The sequence below is a fragment of the Pseudomonas sp. Eqa60 genome (assembly GCF_018326405.1).
GTDB lineage: Bacteria > Pseudomonadota > Gammaproteobacteria > Pseudomonadales > Pseudomonadaceae > Aquipseudomonas > Aquipseudomonas protegens.
This window is the reverse complement of the sequence record NZ_AP024342.1, coordinates 4,245,490-4,266,642: the sequence shown is the minus strand read 5'-3', so window position 1 is coordinate 4,266,642 and position 21,153 is coordinate 4,245,490. Positions and strand designations below refer to the sequence as shown.

The following is a 21,153-nucleotide window of genomic DNA, read 5'->3' as shown; positions in this document are numbered from 1 at the left end:
ACCTCGGGCCTTCGTACCGTGAAACATTTGTCACGGGGCAGCGAGACGGGCTGCTCCTACACTGCAAGTCACCTCCATGGTCAAGGACACTCCCCGATGCCGGCAAAATCCACCACCAGCATTCTCGATACGGTTGAGGGCCGGCGCCTGCAAGGCAGTGAGGGCGAGCACTGGCGCCAGTGGGGGCCGTACCTGAGTGAACGGCAGTGGGGCACGGTGCGCGAGGATTACAGCGCCGATGGCGATGCCTGGAGCTACTTCCCCCACGAACATGCCCGCAGCCGCGCCTACCGCTGGGGCGAGGACGGGCTGGCAGGGTTCTCCGACAAGGCCCAGCACTGGTGCCTGGGGCTGGCGCTGTGGAATGAACACGACAGCATTCTCAAGGAGCGTCTGTTCGGCCTGAACAACGCCGAGGGCAATCATGGCGAGGACGTCAAGGAGCTGTACTTCTACCTCGACGGCGTGCCCAGCCATGCCTATATGCGCATGCTCTACAAGTACCCCCAGGCGGCTTTCCCCTATGCCGACCTGGTGGCGGAAAACGCCCGTCGCGGCCTGAACGACACCGAGTACGAGATCCTCGATACCGGGGTCTTCGAGGACAACCGCTACTTCGATGTGACGGTGGAATACGCCAAGCACACGGCCGATGACATTTTCATGCTCATCACCGTGCACAACCGCTTCCACCAGCCGGCGCGGCTGCGGGTGCTGCCCCAGGTCTGGGCGCGCAACACCTGGAGCTGGGGCGGCGACGCACCGCGGCCGAGCCTGCGCCTGGAGGGCGACAAGGTGCTGGCGCGGCATGGGCAACTGCCCGAGCGGCAGATCACCGCCTGGGGGGCCGAGCCCTGCCAGTGGCTGTTCTGCAACAACGACAGCAATTTCCCCAAGCTGGACGGGCTGGCGTCACCCGGGCCGTTCAAGGATGGTTTCAACGACTACCTGGTGGATGGACAGGCCAGTGCGGTGAGTTTCGATGGCGGCACCCGGGTGGCGGCGCACTTCGTCCTGGATCTGGCGGGCGGCGAGAGCAAGCGCCTGTTCCTGCGCTTTGCCCCGGCCGGTAGCGAACCGGTCAGCGCCCGCCACCTGTTCGAGCAGCGCCGGCGCGAGGCCGATGAGTTCTACGCGGCGCTGCAGCAGGGCATAGAAAGCGCTGATGCGCGCAACGTGCAGCGTCAGGCCCTGGCCGGGCTGCTGTGGTCCAAGCAGCTGTATTACTTCGACGTCAACCAGTGGCTCGATGGTGATCCCGGGCAGCCGGCACCGCCGACGGAGCGCGAGCACCTGCGCAATACCCATTGGCGCCATCTGTCCAACTGCGACATCGTTTCCATGCCCGATACCTGGGAGTACCCCTGGTATGCCTCCTGGGATCTGGGGTTCCAGGCAGTGGCCTTTGCCCTGATCGATCCCGGCTTTGCCAAGCAGCAGTTATTGCTGCTGGTGAAAGACCGCTTCATGCACCCCAACGGTCAGTTGCCGGCCTACGAGTGGCGCTTCGACGACGCCAATCCGCCGGTACACGCCTGGGCCTGCTGGCGGGTCTATCAGCAGGAAAAGTCCCTGACTGGCGTGGGTGACCTGGATTTTCTCGAACGCATTTTCCACAAGTTGCTGCTGAATTTTTCCTGGTGGGTCAACCGCAAGGACGCCGAGGGTCGCAACCTGTTCCAGGGCGGCTTTCTCGGCCTGGACAATATTGCCCTGTTCGATCGTTCCGCACCGTTGCCTGATGGCTTCACCCTGGATCAGGCCGACGGTACGGCCTGGGTCGCGGCCTATGCCCTGGACCTGATGCGCATCGCCCTGGAGCTGGCCAAGCGCAATGGGGTGTACGTGGACATTGCGGTGAAGTTCTTCGAGCACTTCCTGTATATCGCCGGTGCCATCAACCGGGTGGATGAAAGCGCCGAAGGGTTGTGGGATGAACAGGACCAGTTTTTCTACGACGTGCTGCACCGCCCTGATGGGCAGAACGAGCCGCTGCGCCTGCGCTCCATCGTCGGCCTGATGCCGCTGTTCGCGGTGCAGGTGCTGGAGCAGCACGAGCACCAGAACCTGCTGGGACTGGCTCAACGTCTGCTGGGTTTTTTGCATCATCGTCCGGACCTGGCGAGCCTGGTGTCGCGCTGGTACGAGCCGGGCAAGGGCAACCGCATGCTCCTGGCGCTGTTGCGCGGCGAACGCACCAAGGACCTGCTCAAGCGCATGCTCGATGAAAGCGAGTTCCTCTCGGACTTCGGTATCCGCTCCCTGTCCAAGGCCTTCGAGCAGCCGTTCGCCATGCAGGTGGACGGCAAGCAGTTGTGCGCCCGCTACGAGCCGGCGGAGTCCGATTCACGGTTGTACGGCGGCAACTCCAACTGGCGCGGGCCGTTGTGGATGCCGATCAACTACATGCTGATCGAATCCCTGCGCGAGTTTCACCGCTATTACGACGTCAACTTCTCGGTGGAGTACCCGCGGGGCTCCGGGTATCTGGCGTCCCTGGAGGAAGTGGCCGACGGCTTGAGCCAGCGCCTGACGCGACTGTTTCTGCTGGACGAGGACGGGCGCAGGCCGTCCATGAGCGGCTACCCGCAGTTGCAGGTGGAGGCCGAGGACCGCGAGCTGGTGCTATTCCATGAATACTTCCATGGCGAAACCGGGCGCGGCCTGGGGGCTAGCCACCAGACCGGCTGGACGGCGCTGGTGGCGTTGCTGCTTCAGCGCTGATTTTTACGCAGCAATGCTGTGCGCCGAATGTTCTGAGTGACGTGATTGTCGCAGTTGTGCATGCAAGCTAGATCCAGCAGACGTAGGGCTTCCTCAGGATTGTTCAGCTTCTCCATTTGGTAGCTCGCTTCATCTGCGTATAGCACCGGATCGCGAGTGCCTGCTTTGATTCTGGTCATTCGTAACGAGGAAGCTTCTGTGCCACGATTCAATTTCTCAAGCACCTTGCCACGAATGTTCTCGATGTAGTTATCAGGGATGCACTGGTGTTTGTTAGCAAGATCCAAAATGCGCAGAGCTTCTTCAGCGTCATTGCATTGGTCCAATTGGTATTGGGCTTCGTCGTTATAGATCACGGTGTTCTTGCTGCCACTGTCGATAACCTGACGACGTTGATCGGAGGCTTCTGCGGCACGATCTAGTTTCTCTAGCACTTTGCCCCGAAGGGTAATGCTGTAATCGTTGGAGCACTGGTGTTTGTCGGCAAGATCCAATAGGCGCAGTGCCTCGTTGGCATCATTGCATTGTTCCAACTGGTATCTGGCTTCTTCGTTGTAGAAAGCTGGGTTTTTGCTGCCATTGTTTATGGCTTGGCGGCGTTGAAGTGCTGCCTCATTCTCATCCCCTACCAGCTGCTGGCAGCGATTCTGGATGGACTGAACGTGGTGGTCGATTGCTTCCGGGTAGGCTTCTTGGTGCTCCTCAAGGCGTCGCAGGAACTCCTCAGCGCCACTTTTGCCTCGACCCAGAAGGAGTTTGCCGAGATTGGCCAGATAGGGCGGGAATTGTGGGCTGAGCTCCAGCGCACGTTCGAAAGCCTGTAAGGCTTCGTTGCAGCTTTTGCCCTTGGTCTTCTGCAGGCATTCGCCAAGGAAGCGCTGTGCCATGTGTTCGCGAGGATGAATGTTGGTCAGTAGCTGCAAGACTTCCTGCTGCCTTTCAATCGACTCATTGGCATTGCGACGACGGTGGTAGATGGCCCAAAGAGCTTCGTTGCTCCAGCCTGTATCCTTTCCGACCAGGTGATCGATCCACTCCTCGATGTTTCCCAGTTCGTTGCAACATAGCAGGTGGTAAAAGGTTTCATTGGCACGTTGGAAATTGATTTGCTCTTTCTGACGACCGATCTGACGTTGCCAGCATTGGGCGATCAATAGATGCATTTGCGCTACATTCTCCGGAATGTTTTCTGCGTAGTCGGGAGTGAGCTCTGCGTCTTTGATCGCCATTTTTTTTTGCCGCGTCCAACTGGCGATGAATCCATGAAGGTAGTGGTCTTTGTTGTTGTCGAGAGGAAGCAGGCCACGCCTTCTCAAGTTTTGCCAAGCGTCTTTGATACAAAGACGGTCTTCAAGATAGTCGGCATGGTCCTGTGGAATTGAGTTGCGGTAGAGGGCTAGTACCTTCAGCAATTGCTGCTCGGCACCACTGAGTACTTCATCGTGAATAATGCTCAGCAGCTTTTCATCCAGGCGTTCGATGACTTCCTGGCGAAGGTTTTGGTAGACCGCCAAGGGCGAGCTTTTCCTTTCTATCGCGATTGTGGCGAGCAATTCGATTGCCAAGGTATGGGCGGTGCCTCCTTGACCGCCACCTAGCCACTGGTAGAGCGCTTTCAAGTTATTGCCGGTATAAGTCCATTCGGCTTTTTTTTCATTGGGAGCCCTGGCTGCCAGAAGGGCTGCGAGACCTGCCCGGTCGAGTCCTGGTATTTCCTGTATCGTGCAATCGCGACCGAAGCTGCCTTCTTCCGGCTTTTCGCTGAGCTCATAGGCCCACCGCCAGTCAGGAAAGGCTTGCCTCAAGGCTGCTAGCAGCGTGTGAATCTGTGGGTTACGCCATTGCGCATTTTCAAACAGCAAATGGGCGCCATTGATCCAGATGAACGCAGTCTGGGCATGGGGATACAGTCGTTTGAGCTCTTTCGCCTGTTCCTCGACGCTTCCACTGGGTGGCTGTGGATCTTCACGTCGGTTACTCAGTGCGTCCAGCAAACGACGAAACAGTTCGCCGGCGGTCATCTGACGGCTTGAATGAATATCTACAAAAACGGTTCTTTGAAATGCTGCTTGCCGGTGCAGTGCTTTAATCAGCGTGGTCTTGCCGTTACCACTAAGACCGTGCAGCGCAATGCAAGGCTTTTCCTTGAGTGCTGTGGTGAGACTGGCGATCAGCTTGTCACGACCGAATAACTCCGTCGGCTTTGGAGATTCTTCAGCTGGAGGATTTTCCGGGGTGGGCAATGGCGGCGTTTCCGTGCTGTCCGAAACCTCTGAGCTCGGAGCTACCAGGGCCGAATGCTTGAAGTGCCAATGCCCGTCTTCCGCCATATCGGCAACCGTTTGTACCTTCCAGCCGTTCTTGTATTCGAACAGATGGGCGACTCCGCTGCCCTGTTGCAGGTCGAGACTGACAAGATTGAAGCCGAACTGGTCATCGGTATCGGCACCAATGGCGCCTGCTTCCAGCTTGATCAACCGTTGCCCAGGCTCGAGCCAGGGATTATGGCTATGTCCATGCAACCAGAACTGGAAGTCATGGGCCTTGCGCTGTTTGATGATCTGGGTTTCGGCCTGATTGAACCAGTCTCGGGGATGATGAATTAGACCGATTTTCAGGTCTGCGCCTTCCAGGGCTCCATGCATGTGGTTGAACTGCCATTCTGCTCCCAGCCACATCTGCCCTTTATCGCTGTCGTTGAAGCAGCTCCATGCGGAGTTGAAGCCTGCAATTCCGACCTTGATGCCATTCACCGTGACCTGCCGCGCGTAGAGGTGTCGCACGGGATCATGCTGATGCGGCAGGTACTCGGCGACAAAGACGCCATAGTCCTCCATTCGCCGCATGTCCTCTTTGAACTCTGCAGACAGGCTGGCAAATCGGGAACTGATTTCCCGGGTGTACTGCACGGGGTTTTTGGCCATTTCCCACAGGTGACGCTGTTGGCCCTGGAGTACTTTCTTGCGGTTCACATCATGATTGCCGGGTACCACGAACAGTCGATCCCGCTCCAGGCCGCAAAGAGCCAGCAACTGATCGAAGAACTGCTTTGCCGGCTGGTACTGCTCGGCCATTGGACAATCCGCTGTCTGCCCAAATGCGATATCGCCGGTGCAGAAAATCAACTGCGGCTTTGGCAGATCGTTGGCTTGGAACTTGCGCTCCAAGAAACTCAGCAGCCTGCTGTGGGTGTGGTTATCGGACCAGGCGGTATTTTTATGAAAGTGGATATCTGACAGATGCAGCCAATGCAGTTTGTTTTGGGTTGGCATAGTTTTGAGCAGGTAGAAGGAAGTTGATAGACGCTAGCATAGCTACGCAAGATCATGGGGCTCAATGCGCATCAGAGTCGCTGAACCATTGGCTGTTGCTGGTGGTGTTTGTGTTGCGTTTCATGTGACCGCACGCCACGCAGCCTTTGCGGCTGCGTGGCGTGAGTGGACGAGCAGATCCGACGGCTAGGCTGATCGGACGATCAAAGTGGCGGGCTGCGGCAGCGCCCAGGCTTCGATCAACCGCTCCGGGGTGCAGCAGGTCTTGCGCTTGTAGACGAAGTTGCTGCACTTCTCGGCGAAGCCCTTGCGGTTCTGCACCATGTCCATGTGCATCTCTTCCAGCTCGGCGTTGCGGCAGTGCTGCATCAGTTGCGGGTCGGCATCCAGCTTGCGCTGGCGCAGGTGCTGGTAGCGCGGGTCGTTGAGAACGCCGTTGGCCCGTTGCAGCAGCCACAGGCCGAACTCGTCCGGGCAGCGCGGGCCGATTTCCTGGACCATGCCCATCTGCAGGGCCTGGAGGGCGCTGATGGGCAGGCAGGCTTCGGTCAACTGCTTGGCCATGGCCTGGCCGACGGTGCGGGGCAGGCTGTAGGTCCAGTACTCGGAGCCGTACAGGCCCATGCTCTTGTAGTGGGGGTTGTACACGGTGTCGGCGCGGGCCAGGACCACGTCCGCGGCCAGGGCCAGCATCAGGCCGCCGGCGCCGGCATTGCCGGTCAGGCCGCTGACCACCAGTTGGCGGGCGGTGAGCAGTTCCAGGCAGACGTCGTCGATGGCCTGGATATTGGCCCAGGCCTCCAGGCCCGGTACTTCGGCGGCCTGGATCACGTTGAGGTGCACGCCGTTGCTGAAGGCGCCGCGGCCGCCACGCACCAGCAGCACCTGGGTGTCCCGAGCCTTGGCCCAGCGCAGGGCGCTGACCAGGCGCTGGCACTGCTCGGTGCTCATGGCGCCGTTGTAGAACTCGAAGGTCAGTTCGCCGACCTTGCCCGTTTCGCGGTAGCGGATAGGTTGGTAGGCCTCGGTGCTGAACGGGCTGTTGGCCACCGACCAGTCCAGCACCGGGACATCGGCCAGGCGCTCGCCGAGCACGTGGCGGGCGGGGCGCTTGAAGGTTTCTTCGCCAGGCTGGGGCTTCTGGCGCAGGGAGCCGATCCACACGCTGTGATCGCCACAGGCCACCAGTACTGCGTCGTCGTGCACCGCCAGCAGTTGCCCGGGCATGCCGGTGCGTGAATCCAGGTGGGCGTCGTAGACGTAGTACTGGCCGCCGGCGAGGCTGGCCAGGACGCCGGGCTGACCGTCGGCGGCATCGATGCTGCGCTTGATGAACTGGGCGCTGTCGTGCCAGCTGAAGGTGCGGTCGGATTGCTTCATGTTCGGTTGCAGGCGCCCGAGGACCGAGGGTTTGTCGTAGTCCAGGGGCTGGGGGGTGTAGCCGTTGCGGAATTTCTCCACCACGTCGCGGATACAGTGAATCGCCGCGTCGCTCACCAGGCCGTTGTACAGCTCGGACTTGCGCAGCCCGGCGGGCAGGTTGAATTCGTGGGTCGACCAGATCGGCCCGGCGTCCATTTCTTCCACCGCCTGCAACGCGGTGACGCCCCAGCGCTTGAGTTCCTTGCTGATGGCCCAGTCCAGGGCGCTGGCCCCACGGTCGCCGACGATACCCGGGTGGATGATCACCACCGGGCGCTTGGGATGGCTCCACAGTTGCTGGGGGACCCGGTCCTTGAGGAACGGGCAGATCACCAGGTCGGCCTCGGCCTCTTCGATCTGCCGGCAGACCTCTTCTTCGCTGGTGAACAGCACCACGCTGGGGCGGTGGCCGGCCTGGCGCAGGTCGAGCCAGGCGCGTTGGGTCAGGCCGTTGAAGGCGGTAGACAGCAGGATGATCTTCAGTGATCGCATAATGCAGACTCTTCCGTGAGTGATGGCGGTATGGCAGGTGGCTCCGGCTGAGCCGTCCCTGGCCGCGATGGAAGGCGCAAGAGTAGAGGGGCGTTGCGGGGTGGGAACTGACCGAGATCAATCAAGCGTCTCGCCTGAAATGCCAGCCGCCCAGCGGTATTGATTCAGGGCAAAGGCACGGGCCAGAGCGGTTGCGGCAGCCAGAAACGACGAATCCCGCCACAGGGGCGGGATTCGGGTACAGCCGGACCTTGCGCGGTCTTAGGCTGGGAACAGCTCGCTCAGTTTCATGGCCAGCATCATGTCGCCTTCGGCGCGCAGCTTGCCGCCCATGAAGGCTTGCATGCCGTCGGTCTCGCCGCTGACGATGCCGTCCAGGGTCTCGCCGTCCATCACCAGGGTGACCTGGGCGTCCGGGTTCTCGCCTTCCTTGAGTTCGCAGGTGCTGTCCTTGACGACCAGCGAGAAGTGCTTGGAGTCATCGATGCGGAAACCGAAAACCAGGTCCAGGCCGGCAGCGGCAGCTGGGTTGAACTTGGCTTGCATGGCTTGTACGGCGTCAGCTACGGAGGTCATGGTTCGATCCTTTTATGGGGTGGTTACAGCAAGGGTCACAGTAAGCCGGGCTCAACGGAAGGTGATGAGCTCCGGGGCCTTCAACAGTTGCAGATGGGCATGACCGTTGAAGGAAGCCAGGGACACCTCGCGACCGCGGAACTTCAGCTGGTTGAGCGAGGTGTTGACGATTTGCCAATTGAGTTCGAAAGCCTGCTGGGCGGGCATCCGGGTAATCAGGTGGAGCAGGGCGGTTATGGTGCCGCCGGAGGTGAACACGGCGATCTTCTGCTGGTTGTTGGCTGCTTCGAGAATCCGTTGCAGGCCGCCCTGGACGCGTTCGACAAAACCCAGCCAGCTTTCCAGGCCCGGCGGGTCGTAGGTGCCGGCCAGCCAGCGCTGGATGATCAGGGCGAAGATACGCTGGAACTCACCGCGGTTCTGCGCGGCGTTGCGCAGGATGTTCAGGGCTTCGGGTTCCTGGGGCAGCAGGTCGGGCAGCAGGGCGCGGATGATGGCGTCGGCATCGAATTCGTTGAAGGCGGAATCTATTTCCAGGGCCGGGCTGTCAAAGCCTGCGGCGCTCATCTGTTCCAGAGCGGCCTGGGCGGTGTGCTGCTGGCGCCGCAGATCGCCGGACAGACAGCGATCGAAGCCGATGCCCAGCGCTGCCAGGTGTTCGCCGAGCACCGCCGCCTGGCGCACGCCAGTGGCCGACAGCACGTCGTAGTCGTCTGCACCGAAGGAGGCCTGGCCATGTCGAATCAAGTAGATGCTGCCCACGTCCGCGTCATCCCGGTACGTTGAAAGTTTTGCGAGGTTATGAGGATGCCGGTGAGCTGTCAATGAAAAAACATACGCTTGTTTGAAATGATTGTTGGAGCTTGGTTACACAAGGTTTCCCGACTGGTGGCCGACCAGTCGCGCCGGTATGCTTTAGCCCATTACGCCGCTCGTTGGCAGCGGTCCATGTTTGAGGAGTCCCTGTGGAGTTTATCGCCGAATATGCCAGTTTCCTGGCCAAGACCGTGACCCTGGTGGTCGCCATCCTGGTGGTGCTGATCACCGCCGCTGCGCTGCGCAGCAAGGGGCGGCGCAAGGGTGTGGGGCAGTTGCAGGTCAGCAAGCTGAATGATTTCTACAAGGAACTGCGCGAGCGCCTGGAGCAGAGCCTGCTGGACAAGGATCAGCTCAAGGCCCTGCGCAAGGCCAAGAGCAAGAGCGAAAAGAGCCAGAAGAAGCACAAGAAACAGCCGGCCGAGGCCAAGCCCCGGGTCTTCGTGCTGGACTTCAATGGCGACATCAAGGCTTCGGCCACCGAAGGGCTGCGCCATGAAATCACTGCCCTGCTGAGCCTGGCAACGCCCAAGGATGAAGTGGTGCTGCGCCTGGAGAGCGGTGGCGGCATGGTCCACAGCTACGGGCTGGCTTCGTCGCAGCTGGCGCGTATCCGCCAGGCTGGCGTGCCGCTGACGGTGTGCATCGACAAGGTAGCGGCCAGCGGCGGCTACATGATGGCCTGCATCGGTGAAAAGATTATCAGCGCGCCGTTCGCCATCCTCGGTTCCATTGGCGTGGTGGCCCAGTTGCCCAACGTCAACCGCCTGCTGAAGAAGCACGACATCGATTTTGAAGTGCTCACCGCCGGTGAGTACAAGCGCACCCTGACGGTATTTGGTGAAAACACCGAGAAGGGCCGGGAGAAGTTCCAGGAAGACCTGGACGTGACCCATCAACTGTTCAAGAACTTTGTGTCCCGCTATCGCCCGCAATTGGCCATTGATGAAGTGGCCACTGGTGAAGTCTGGCTGGGCGTGGCGGCGCAGGAAAAACTGCTGGTGGACGAGCTGCAGACCAGCGATGAGTACCTGGCCGACAAGGCCAAGAATGCCGAGGTTTTCCACCTGCACTATGCCGAGCGTAAGAGCCTGCAGGAGCGCGTAGGCTTGGCGGCCAGTGGTTCCATCGATCGCGTGTTGCTGACCTGGTGGAGCCGTCTGACCCAGCAGCGCTTCTGGTAACCCCCCGGCCTTGTAGGCGCTGGCTTTTTGTAGGAGCTGGCTTTGTAGGAGCTGGCTTGCCAGCGAAGGCGGTTGCAAGATTTGTACAAGGCCTGAGGGCCTTTTCGCCGGCAAGCCGGCTCCTACAGGAGTGTGTCGTTTGCGGGCGTCTGCTGTAGGAGCTGGCTTGCCAGCGAAGGCGATCGCAAGATTTGCACAAGGCCCGAGGGCCTCTTCGCCGGCAAGCCGGCTCCTACGGTGAGAGTGGCAGGTCTGCACAAAAAAGCCCTGAACCGGTTTCCCGGTTCAGGGCTTTTTGTTGGCGCCAGGGCTTAGCGGCGACGGAACAGCGGCAGCGGTTCGTCGGTGGCGGCCTGGTAGGTCACCGAGAAGTCCTTGAGGCTTTCCAAGGCTTCGTAGGGGTCCTTGTCGGCCCGCAGTGCATAGGCGTCGAAGCCGCAGCGGTGCAGGTAGAACAGCTGGTCGCGCAACACGTCGCCAATCGCTCGCAACTCGCCCTTGTAGCCGTAGCGGTCACGCAGCAGGCGGGCGTTGGAGTAGTTGCGGCCATCGGTGAAGGCCGGGAAGTTCAGGGCAATCACCTGGAACTGCTCGACGTCGTCACCGATTTCCTCGGCTTCTTCGTCCGCATCCAGCCATACACCCAGGCCGCCATCGCGGGCCTTGAGGGCGTGAGCATGCTCGCGCCACAGGGCCAGTGGCACGATCAGGTCGTCGCAGTTGGAAATGCCGTCGAGGGTCGCGTCCTTGGGCAGCAGGTGCCAGGTTTCGTCGATGACCTCGTTGTTCTTAATGATTCGCTGCATAGACGCGCTCCTTGAAGAGGTCGATGCCAATACGTTGATAGGTGTCGATGAAGCGTTCGTCTTCGGTACGTTGTTCCACGTACACGTCGATCAGCTTCGAGATCACGTCGGGCATGTCGTCCTGGGCGAAGGACGGGCCGAGGATCTTGCCCAGGCTGGCGTCGCGGCTGGCGCTGCCACCCAGGGACACCTGGTAGAACTCCTCGCCTTTCTTGTCCACCCCGAGGATGCCGATGTGGCCCACGTGGTGGTGGCCGCAGGCGTTCATGCAACCGGAGATGTTCAGGTCCAGTTCGCCGATGTCGAACAGGTAGTCCAGGTCGTCGAAACGGCGCTGGATGGATTCGGCGATCGGGATCGACTTGGCGTTGGCCAGGGAGCAGAAGTCGCCGCCCGGGCAGCAGATGATGTCGGTCAAGAGGCCGATGTTCGGCGTGGCGAAGCCGTTCTCCCGCAACTCGCCCCACAGGGTGAACAGTTGGCTCTGCTCGACGTCGGCGAGAATGATGTTCTGCTCGTGGGAGGTGCGCAGCTGGCCGAAACTGTAACGGTCGGCCAGGTCGGCGATGGCGTCGAACTGCTTGTCGGTAACGTCTCCCGGCGCTACGCCGGTGGGCTTGAGCGACAGGGTCACGGCCACGTAGCCCGGCTTCTTGTGGGCCAGGGTGTTGCGCGTGCGCCAGCGGGCAAAGCCCGGGTGCTGCTGGTCCAGGGCGGCCAGTTCGGCGTCTTGGTTGCTCAGGGTCTTGTAGTCCGGGTCGACGAAGTGCTTGGCCACGCGATGCACTTCGGCATCGGTCAGGGTGGTCTGGCCGCCACGCAGGTGGGCCATCTCGGCCTCGACCTTCTCGGCGAACACTTCAGGGGTCAGGGCCTTGACCAGGATCTTGATCCGCGCCTTGTACTTGTTGTCACGCCGGCCGTAGCGGTTGTAGACCCGCAGGATGGCGTCGAGGTAGCTCAGCAGGTCCTGCCAGGGCAGGAACTCGTTGATGAAGGCACCGACCACCGGGGTACGGCCCAGGCCGCCACCCACCAGCACGCGGAAACCCAGCTCACCGGCGGCGTTGTACACAGGCTCAAGGCCGATGTCATGGACTTCGATGGCCGCGCGGTCAGAGGTCGAGCCGTTGATGGCGATCTTGAACTTGCGCGGCAGGTAGGCAAATTCCGGGTGGAAGGTGGTCCACTGGCGGACGATCTCGCACCAGGGGCGCGGGTCGATCAGCTCGTCGGCGGCAACACCGGCGAACTGGTCGGTGGTGACGTTGCGCAGGCAGTTGCCGCTGGTCTGGATCGCGTGCATCTGCACGGTGGCCAGTTCGGCGAGGATGTCCGGGATGTCTTCCAGGGCCGGCCAGTTGAACTGCACGTTCTGCCGGGTACTGATGTGCGCGTAGCCCTTGTCGTAGTCGCGGGCAATCTTGGCCATCATCCGCGCTTGGCGCGAGGTCAGTTGGCCGTAAGGCACGGCGACCCGCAGCATCGGGGCAAAACGTTGGATATAAAGGCCATTCTGCAGGCGCAGGGGGCGGAATTCTTCTTCGCTCAGCTCGCCTGCCAGATAGCGTCGGGTCTGATCACGGAACTGCTTGACGCGGTCCTCGATGATCCGCTGATCGTACTCGTCGTATACGTACATATAGGTCCAGTTCTCAGGCTACAGGCGGCGCTCAAGCGCACTTGGCAAATACTGCGGTGAACGGCTTCGGTACGCTGCTCGGACTGGCGTCCAGCGCGGTTTTCGCCGGTCTCACCTCGTCTTGCCTTCGTTCACGCTTCACGCCACCCATGTAAGCAAATCTGCGCGCACGGCCGCGCACTCCCAACGGAGCCGCCGAACGATACCAGTTTGCGGTTATGCGCAAAAGTGATGTTTGAGTATATGCACAGAACCAAAACGACTAACGGTAGGGGCGTGAGAGTAACCCCATTTGTGGTAGGGGCAATCCTGGTCTTAACTGTGGACGAGTCTTTGAGCAGTCACCGACAAAATCTACTAGAGGCGATGCTATGAGCCATCCAACCAAAGTAAGGAAAAGTGACAGTAGCGTTGATGCTTGGGCCATTCTCTTTCTGATCATACTGGTCGTGGGTACGGCCGTGTTCTGGGTCAGTCACCAGTAGTCGAGCGATAAAAAAGAGCCTGAATTGTCGGACAATCATGACAATTTGCCGCCGTTGGCCAGCACTTTGCCAGTTATACTGCCTGGGCGAAATTCTGGGGCTCTTCTCGTAATGTTCAAGCGTCTGTGCAAGTGGCTGTTGTGCCTGAGTCTGCCGTTCTGGGCGGTCGCTCATGCCACATCGGTGGTGTTTCTCAATCCCGGCAATTCCACGGAGACCTTCTGGGTCAGTTATTCGCAGTTCATGCAGGCCGCGGCCCGGGACCTGGGGCTTGACCTGCGCATCCTCTATGCTGAGCGCGATCCGCAGAACACTCTGCAGCAGGCCCGGGAGCTGTTCCAGGGCCGCGACAAACCCGATTACCTGATGCTGGTGAACGAACAGTACGTGGCTCCGCAGATCCTGCGTCTGTCCCAGGGTTCCGGGATCAAGCTGTTTATCGTCAACAGCCCTTTGACCCTGGACCAGCGGGAACTGATCGGGCAGAGCCGGCAGAACTATTCGGACTGGATCGGCAGCATGGTGGGCGACGATGAGGAAGCCGGCTACCGCATGCTCAAGGAGCTGCTGCACAAGCTTGGGCCGGTCCCGGCAGGGCACGGCATCGAACTGCTTGCATTTTCTGGGCTCAAGGTCACGCCTGCGGCGCAGTTGCGCGAGCGCGGCTTGCGCCGGGCCCTGGCCGAACATCCGCAGGTGCATTTGCGTCAGTTGGTCTATGGCGAATGGAACCGGGAGCGCGCCTACCGCCAGGCGCAACAGTTGCTCAAGCGCTATCCGAAAACCCAACTGGTCTGGTCGGCCAATGACGAAATGGCCCTGGGGGCCATGCAAGCGGCCCGGGAACTGGGCCGCAAGCCGGGAACGGATCTGCTGTTCAGTGGAGTCAACAGTTCGCCCGAGGCCTTGCAGGCCCTGATCGACGGCAAGTTGTCGGTGCTGGAGGCGGGGCACTTCACCCTGGGGGGCTGGGCCCTGGTGGCGTTGCACGATGATGCCCTGGGGCTGGACGCCCGGCGCCTGGGCGGGCCGGATTGGCAGCTGTCGCTGTTCCAGGCATTGACCCCGGCCCAGGCCCGGCAGTTGTTGCGCCTGGGGGATCAGGTGGGCACCAGGGTCGATTTTCGCGGGCTGTCCGCCCAAGGCAAGCCGGACAGCTACCGCTATCCCTTCGGTTTGCAGCTGTTGCTGCGCTGACGCCGCTTCAGACCCCCGCCAGGTGCATCGCCAGGTTGGCGATGCCCAGCAGCACCAGAACAAACAGGGTGGTGAACAGAATGCCCAGCACGATGAAGTGGCTGGGCTTGCCGTGGCTGAAGTCGCGGGCGCGGTTCTTCCCGCTCTGTACGCCGAAGGCGGCGGCCAGCACGCTTTGCAGCATCTGCAGGAAGGTCGGAGGCTGATTGTCCTTGCTTGGATCGTCCATAAATCCCTCGACACGATTGGGTGTCAACAGAGCATAGACAATGCCGCCCGGGGTGGCGGGCGGTTGCAGGAATGGGCTTGCCAGCGAAGAGGCCCCGGGGACCGCCTTCGCCGGCAAGCCGGCTCCTACCGCGTCTGGGTCAGTTGTCGTAGCCCAGGTTCGGTGCCAGCCAGCGTTCGCTCACGGCCAGGTCCTGGCCCTTGCGCTCGGTGTAGCTCTGGACCTGGTCCTGGTCGACCTTGCCCACGGCGAAGTACTGCGCCTGCGGGTGAGCGAAGTACCAGCCGCTGACGGCGGCCGCCGGGAACATGGCGAAATGCTCGGTAAGGAACACGCCGCTACGGCCGGCACGGCCTTCGCTGGCCTCGGGGTCAAGCAGGGCGAACAGGGTGCTCTTCTCGGTGTGGTCCGGGCAGGCCGGGTAGCCCGGGGCAGGGCGGATGCCGCTGTACTGCTCCTTGATCAGCGCCTCGTTGTCCAGTTGTTCGTCCTTGGCATAACCCCAGTACTCCTTGCGCACCTGCTGGTGCAGCCACTCGGCGCAGGCTTCGGCCAGGCGGTCGGCCAGGGCCTTGACCATGATCGAGTTGTAGTCGTCGCCGGCATCCTGGTAGGCCTTGGCCACTTCTTCGGCGCCGATTCCGGCGGTGGTGATGAAGCCGCCGACGTAGTCGGTGACGCCGCTGTCCTTGGGCGCGACGAAGTCGGCCAGGGAGAAGTTCGGCTTGCCATCGGTCTTGATGATCTGCTGACGCAGGTGGTGCAGGCGCGCCAGGGGCTGGCCGTCATCGCCGTAGACTTCCAGGTCGTCGTCCTGCACCTGGTTGGCCGGCCAGAAACCGAACACGGCGCGGGCGCTGATCAGCTTTTCGTTGATCAGCTTGTCGAGCATCTCCCGGGCGTCTTTGTACAGCGCGGTGGCAGCTTCGCCCACCACTTCGTCTTCGAGGATGCGCGGGAACTTGCCGGCCAGGTCCCAGGAGATGAAGAACGGCGTCCAGTCGATGTATTCGGCCAGCACCTTGAGGTCGATGTTGTCCAGCACCCGGGCGCCGGTGAAGGTCGGTTTGACCGGCTGGTAGCTGCTCCAGTCGAACTGCGGCTTCTTGGCGATGGCCGCCGGGTAGCTCAGGCGCTCGGTGCGGGCGCTGCGGTTGGCGGTGCGCTCGCGCACTTCCACGTATTCCTCGCGGGTCTTCTGCACGAAGCCGGCCTTGAGTTCCTTGGACAGCAATTGGGTGGCCACGCCCACCGCGCGGGAGGCGTCGGTGACGTAGACCACCGCGTCATTGCTGTATTTAGGCTCGATCTTCACCGCGGTGTGGGCCTTGGAGGTGGTGGCGCCACCGATCATCAGCGGCAGGTGGAAATCCTGGCGCTGCATCTCGCGGGCGACGTGGACCATCTCGTCCAGGGACGGGGTGATCAGCCCGGACAGGCCGATGATGTCGCACTTCTGCTCCTTGGCCACCTGGAGGATCTTCTCCGCCGGCACCATCACCCCGAGGTCGACGATGTCGTAGCCGTTGCAGCCCAGGACCACGCCGACGATGTTCTTGCCGATGTCGTGCACGTCGCCCTTGACCGTGGCCATGAGGATCTTGCCCTTGGCTTCCGGCTTGTCGCCTTTTTCCAGCTCGATGAAGGGAATCAGGTGGGCCACCGCCTGTTTCATGACCCGGGCGGATTTAACCACCTGGGGCAGGAACATCTTGCCGGCGCCGAACAGGTCGCCGACCACGTTCATGCCGGACATCAGCGGGCCTTCGATCACCTCGATCGGGCGGCTGAAGCTCAGGCGCGACTCTTCGGTGTCTTCGACGATATGGCTGGTGATGCCCTTGACCAGCGCGTGTTCCAGGCGTTTGTTGACCTCCCAGCTACGCCATTCCTCGGTTTCGGCTTCCTTGACGCTGCCATCGCCCTTGAACTGGTCGGCGATGGCCAGCAGGGCATCGGTGCCATTGGGTGTGCGGTTGAGTACCACGTCTTCCACGGCATCGCGCAACTGCTGCGGGATCTGATCGTAGATCTCCAGCTGGCCAGCGTTGACGATGCCCATGGTCAGGCCGTTGCGGATCGCGTACAGCAGGAACACCGAGTGGATCGCCTCGCGCACCGGGTTGTTGCCGCGGAACGAGAACGACACGTTGGACACACCGCCGGAGCTCAGGGCATAGGGCAGCTCGTCGCGGATGTAGGCGCAGGCGTTGATGAAATCAACGGCGTAGTTGTTGTGTTCCTCGATGCCGGTGGCCACGGCGAAGATGTTCGGGTCGAAGATGATGTCTTCCGGCGGGAAGCCCACTTCATTGACCAGGATGTCGTAGGAGCGCTTGCAGATTTCCTTCTTGCGCGCCTCGGTGTCGGCCTGGCCGACCTCGTCGAAGGCCATTACCACCACGGCGGCGCCGTAGCGCTTGCACAGTTTGGCGTGGTGAATGAACTGCTCGACGCCTTCCTTCATGCTGATGGAGTTGACGATGCCCTTGCCCTGGATGCACTTGAGGCCGGCTTCGATCACTTCCCACTTGGAGGAGTCGATCATGATCGGTACGCGGGAGATGTCCGGCTCGCCGGCGATCAGATTGAGGAAGGTCACCATGGCCTTCTTCGAATCCAGCATCCCTTCATCCATGTTGATGTCGATCACCTGGGCGCCGGCTTCCACCTGCTGCAGGGCGACTTCCAGGGCCTCGGTGTAGTTGTCCTCGCGGATCAGCCGGGCGAACTTGGCCGAGCCGGTGATGTTGGTGCGTTCACCGACGTTCACGAACAGCGAGCTGCGATCGATGGTGAAGGGCTCCAGGCCCGACAGGCGGCAGGCCTTGGGAATGTCCGGGATCTGTCGCGGGGCATAACCGGCCACGGCTTTGGCGATGGCGCCGATATGCCCCGGGGTGGTGCCGCAGCAGCCGCCGACGATATTCAGGAAGCCGCTCTGGGCGAATTCCTCGATGACCTTGGCGGTTTGTTCCGGCAGTTCGTCGTATTCGCCGAATTCGTTGGGCAGGCCGGCATTGGGGTGCGCCGAGACGTGGGTGCTGGCCTTGTTCGACAGCTCTTCCAGGTACGGGCGCAGTTCGCTGGCGCCCAGGGCGCAGTTCAGGCCCACCGAGATCGGCTTGGCGTGGGCCACGGAGTTCCAGAAGGCCTCGGTGGTCTGGCCCGACAGGGTACGACCGGAGGCATCGGTGATGGTCCCGGAAATCATGATCGGCAGCTCGACGCCCAGTTCTTCGAACACGCCCTGTACGGCGAAGATCGCCGCCTTGGCGTTCAAGGTGTCGAAGATGGTCTCGATCAGGATCAGGTCGGCACCGCCTTCGATCAGGCCCTTGGTGGCCTCGGTGTAGTTTTCCACCAGTTCATCGAAGGTGACGTTGCGGTAGCCGGGGTTGTTGACGTCGGGCGACAGCGAGCAGGTACGGCTGGTCGGTCCCAGGACGCCGGCGACGAAACGTGGCTTGTCCGGGGTCTCCTGGGTCTTGGCGTCGGCGATCTTGCGCGCCAGGCGTGCGCCCTCTACGTTTAATTCGTAGGCCAGTTCTTCCATGCCGTAATCGGCCATGGAAATGCGCGTGGCGTTGAAGGTGTTGGTTTCCAGGATGTCGGCGCCGGCATCCAGATAGGCTTTTTCGATGCCACCGATCACGTCCGGACGGGTGATCACCAACAGGTCGTTGTTGCCCTTGACGTCGCTGGGCCAGTCGGCGAAGCGCTTGCCACGGTAGTCATGTTCTTCGAGCTTGTAGCTCTGGATCATGGTGCCCATGCCGCCATCGAGAATCAGAATGCGCTCTTTGAGGGCTTGCTGGAGGGCGTGGAGGCGAGCACTGCGATCGGACATGAGAACTACCTGGTAAGGCCATTACGAAGGGCGGCGATCATAGCAAACCTGCATGGTTTTGCGGCATGCGTGGTTTTTGCATGAATATCGCTCATGTTGGTCGAGGGGTGAGACCGGTAGAATCGCGGCGTTTTTTTCTTTCGGGACCAGGGACATGCCGTTTCGTTTTATCGTCAGCAGCGCGCTGCTGCTTCTGAGTTCAGTGTGCCTGGCACAAGGTCCGGCGCCGGCGATTTCCTATACCCGCGACATCCAGCCGATCTTTACCGAGAAATGCGTGGCCTGTCATGCCTGTTACGACTCCGCCTGTCAGCTCAACCTGGGCAGTGGTGAAGGGGCCAGCCGCGGTGCTTCGAAGATTCCGGTGTACGACGGCGAGCGCAGCAAGGCCCAAGCGCCTACGCGGCTGTTCTATGACGCCACTGGCCAGCGTGCCTGGCAGCAGAAGGGCTTCTATTCGGTGCTTGACGCCCAGGGCAGCCAGGCGGCGCTGATGGCGCGCATGCTGGAACTGGGCCATCGCACCCCGCTGCAACCCAACGCCAAGTTGCCCAGCGAGATCGCCCTGGGCCTGAGCCGCGAGAACATGTGCCCGCAGCCGGCGGAGTTCGACGCCTATGCCGGGGCTCACCCCAAGGAAGGCATGCCCCTGGCGGTCACCGGCCTGACCGATCAGCAATACCTGACCCTGCAACGCTGGCTGGCCTCGGGCGCGCCCATCGACGAGCAAGGCCTGGCCCCCAGTGCCCGGGAAAGCCTGCAAGTGGCTCAGTGGGAAAACCTGCTCAACGCCCCTGGCGCCCGGGAGAGCCTGGTGGCGCGCTGGCTCTATGAACACTTGTTCCTCGCCCATCTCTATTTTGAAGGCGGCGAGCCGGGGCATTTCTTCCAGTGGGTGCGTTCCCGTACCCCCAGTGGCCAGCCCATCGACCTGATCAACACCCGTCGCCCCAACGACGACCCGGGCACCCAGGTGTACTACCGCCTGTGGCCGGTGCAAGGGGTGATCGTGCACAAGACCCATATCACCTACCCGCTGAGCGCGGCGAAGATGGCCCGGGTCAAGACCCTGTTCTACAGCGGCGACTGGCAGGTCACGGCCCTGCCGGGCTACGGGCCGGCGCGCCGGGCCAACCCGTTCGAGACCTTCGAGGCGATTCCGGCCAAGGCCCGCTACCAGTTCATGCTGGATAACGCCGAATACTTCGTGCGCACCTTTATCCGTGGCCCGGTGTGCCGCGGGCAGATCGCCACCGACGTGATCCGCGACAACTTCTGGGCGCTGTTCCAGGCCCCCGAACATGACCTGTACATCACCGACCCGGCCTATCGCGGCCAGGCCACGCCGTTGCTGGCCATGCCCGGGCAGAACGACGACGTCGGCAGCGTGCTCAGCCTGTGGCTGGCCTATCGCGACAAGCGCAACGAGTACGAGGCCCTGCGCCGCGATTCCTATGCCGATTCGCCGGCGCCCAGCTGGTCGACCCTGTGGGCCGGCAACGACAACGCGCTGCTGAGCATCTTCCGCCACTTCGACAGCGCCTCGGTGACCAAGGGCCTGATCGGCGAAGTGCCACAGACGATGTGGCTGTTCGACTACCCGCTGCTGGAGCGCACCTACTATCAATTGGCGGTGAACTTCGACGTGTTCGGCAACGTCTCCCACCAGGCCCAGACCCGGTTGTACTTCGACCTGATCCGCAATGGCGCGGAGCAGAACTTCCTGCGCCTGATGCCCGCCGGCACCCGCGAGGATTTCCTCGACGATTGGTACCAGAACAGCGGCAAGTTCAAGATGTGGCTGGATTACGAGTCCATCGACGACGACAAGCGCAGCGCGCTGAAGCTCGACCTCAAGGACCCGAAAAAGGACTTCGCCAACCAGTTGCTGGCCCGCTATGGCGACCTCAACGCCAAGCCGGATCCGATCAACCGCTGTGACAGCGCCTACTGCTCACGCCCGAACATCGACCCGGCGCTGCAGGATGCCGAGCAGGCCCTGAGCCGCCTGGCATCGCGCCCGGCGGCGGGCCTCAAGGTCATCGAACAGTTGCCGGAAGCGACCCTGCTGCGTGTCCAGACCGCCAGCGGCAAGCGCGAGTTCTACAGCATGCTGCGCAACCGCGCCCACAGTAACGTGGCCTTCATGCTCGGCGAGTCGCTGCGCTATCAGCCGGGGCTGGACACCCTGACCATATTCCCGGGGATTCTCAGCAGCTATCCGAACTTCATGTTCAACGTACCGGCCGGGCAAGTGCCGGAGTTCGTCGACGCCATGCAGGCGGCCCGGGACGCCGCCAGCTTCGAGAGGATCGTCGAGCGCTGGGGCATCCGCCGCAGCCATCCGCAGTTCTGGCAGTACTTCCATGACCAGACCCGCTACCTGCAGGAAACCGACCCGGTGGAAGCCGGGGTCCTGGACATGAACCGTTACGAAAACCTCTGACATAGAGCTGTC

The 21,153-nt window shown here is 61.6% G+C and carries 12 protein-coding genes; 4 read left to right on the top strand and 8 right to left on the bottom strand.

What is annotated here, in order from left to right; all coding sequences use genetic code 11:
- Positions 1 to 96: 96 nt before the first annotated feature.
- Positions 97 to 2,724 (top strand): glucosidase, encoded by a 2,628-nt coding sequence (locus KI242_RS19190; protein WP_212805454.1) that lies wholly within the window; start codon positions 97 to 99, stop codon positions 2,722 to 2,724.
- On the opposite strand, the gene KI242_RS19185 is transcribed toward KI242_RS19190, so the two are convergent.
- The 4 genes from KI242_RS19185 to KI242_RS19170 all read right to left on the bottom strand — a co-directional run bounded on the left by KI242_RS19185 (position 2,715) and on the right by KI242_RS19170 (position 9,248).
- Entirely contained in the window at positions 2,715 to 5,996 is a 3,282-nt protein-coding gene (locus KI242_RS19185; protein WP_212805453.1) for an AAA family ATPase, read from the bottom strand. The genes KI242_RS19190 and KI242_RS19185 overlap by 10 nt on opposite strands.
- A gap of 186 nt (positions 5,997 to 6,182) precedes the next feature.
- Positions 6,183 to 7,910 (bottom strand): hydrogenase maturation protein, encoded by a 1,728-nt coding sequence (locus KI242_RS19180; RefSeq protein ID WP_053152498.1) that lies wholly within the window; start codon positions 7,908 to 7,910, stop codon positions 6,183 to 6,185.
- A gap of 261 nt (positions 7,911 to 8,171) precedes the next feature.
- Positions 8,172 to 8,486 carry an SCP2 sterol-binding domain-containing protein gene (locus KI242_RS19175; RefSeq protein ID WP_011061945.1) on the bottom strand — a complete coding sequence of 105 codons (315 nt, stop codon included), beginning with the start codon at positions 8,484 to 8,486 and terminating at the stop codon, positions 8,172 to 8,174.
- Between the two features lie 51 nt (positions 8,487 to 8,537).
- The gene (locus tag KI242_RS19170) at positions 8,538 to 9,248 is read right to left on the bottom strand and encodes a histidine phosphatase family protein (RefSeq protein WP_019094330.1); all 711 of its coding nucleotides are present in this window, start codon (positions 9,246 to 9,248) and stop codon (positions 8,538 to 8,540) included.
- 203 nt (positions 9,249 to 9,451) lie between these two features.
- On the opposite strand from KI242_RS19170, the gene sohB reads away from it, so the two are divergent.
- The gene (gene sohB, locus KI242_RS19165; protein ID WP_053159294.1) at positions 9,452 to 10,486 is read left to right on the top strand and encodes a protease SohB; all 1,035 of its coding nucleotides are present in this window, start codon (positions 9,452 to 9,454) and stop codon (positions 10,484 to 10,486) included.
- A gap of 311 nt (positions 10,487 to 10,797) precedes the next feature.
- Here the strand turns inward: sohB and KI242_RS19160 are convergent, their stop codons facing one another.
- Positions 10,798 to 11,292, bottom strand: coding sequence for a DUF934 domain-containing protein (locus tag KI242_RS19160; RefSeq protein WP_011061942.1), 495 nt, complete (start codon positions 11,290 to 11,292; stop codon positions 10,798 to 10,800).
- Positions 11,276 to 12,934 carry a nitrite/sulfite reductase gene (locus KI242_RS19155; RefSeq protein ID WP_011061941.1) on the bottom strand — a complete coding sequence of 553 codons (1,659 nt, stop codon included), beginning with the start codon at positions 12,932 to 12,934 and terminating at the stop codon, positions 11,276 to 11,278. Before KI242_RS19155 ends, KI242_RS19160 begins: the two co-directional genes overlap by 17 nt.
- A 596-nt stretch (positions 12,935 to 13,530) precedes the next feature.
- On the opposite strand from KI242_RS19155, the gene KI242_RS19150 reads away from it, so the two are divergent.
- On the top strand, positions 13,531 to 14,616 hold the full coding sequence (locus tag KI242_RS19150; RefSeq protein ID WP_011061940.1) for an ABC transporter substrate-binding protein: 1,086 nt from the start codon (positions 13,531 to 13,533) through the stop codon (positions 14,614 to 14,616).
- A gap of 7 nt (positions 14,617 to 14,623) precedes the next feature.
- Here KI242_RS19150 and KI242_RS19145 read toward each other — a convergent pair whose 3' ends face one another.
- Positions 14,624 to 14,845 (bottom strand): DUF2970 domain-containing protein, encoded by a 222-nt coding sequence (locus KI242_RS19145; protein ID WP_015636084.1) that lies wholly within the window; start codon positions 14,843 to 14,845, stop codon positions 14,624 to 14,626.
- Between the two features lie 139 nt (positions 14,846 to 14,984).
- The gene (gene metH, locus KI242_RS19140; RefSeq protein ID WP_212805452.1) at positions 14,985 to 18,695 is read right to left on the bottom strand and encodes a methionine synthase; all 3,711 of its coding nucleotides are present in this window, start codon (positions 18,693 to 18,695) and stop codon (positions 14,985 to 14,987) included.
- Between the two features lie 154 nt (positions 18,696 to 18,849).
- Between metH and KI242_RS19135 the strand changes: the two genes are divergently transcribed.
- Positions 18,850 to 21,141, top strand: coding sequence for a fatty acid cis/trans isomerase (locus tag KI242_RS19135; protein ID WP_161467272.1), 2,292 nt, complete (start codon positions 18,850 to 18,852; stop codon positions 21,139 to 21,141).
- The last annotated feature ends 12 nt before the right edge of the window (positions 21,142 to 21,153 follow it).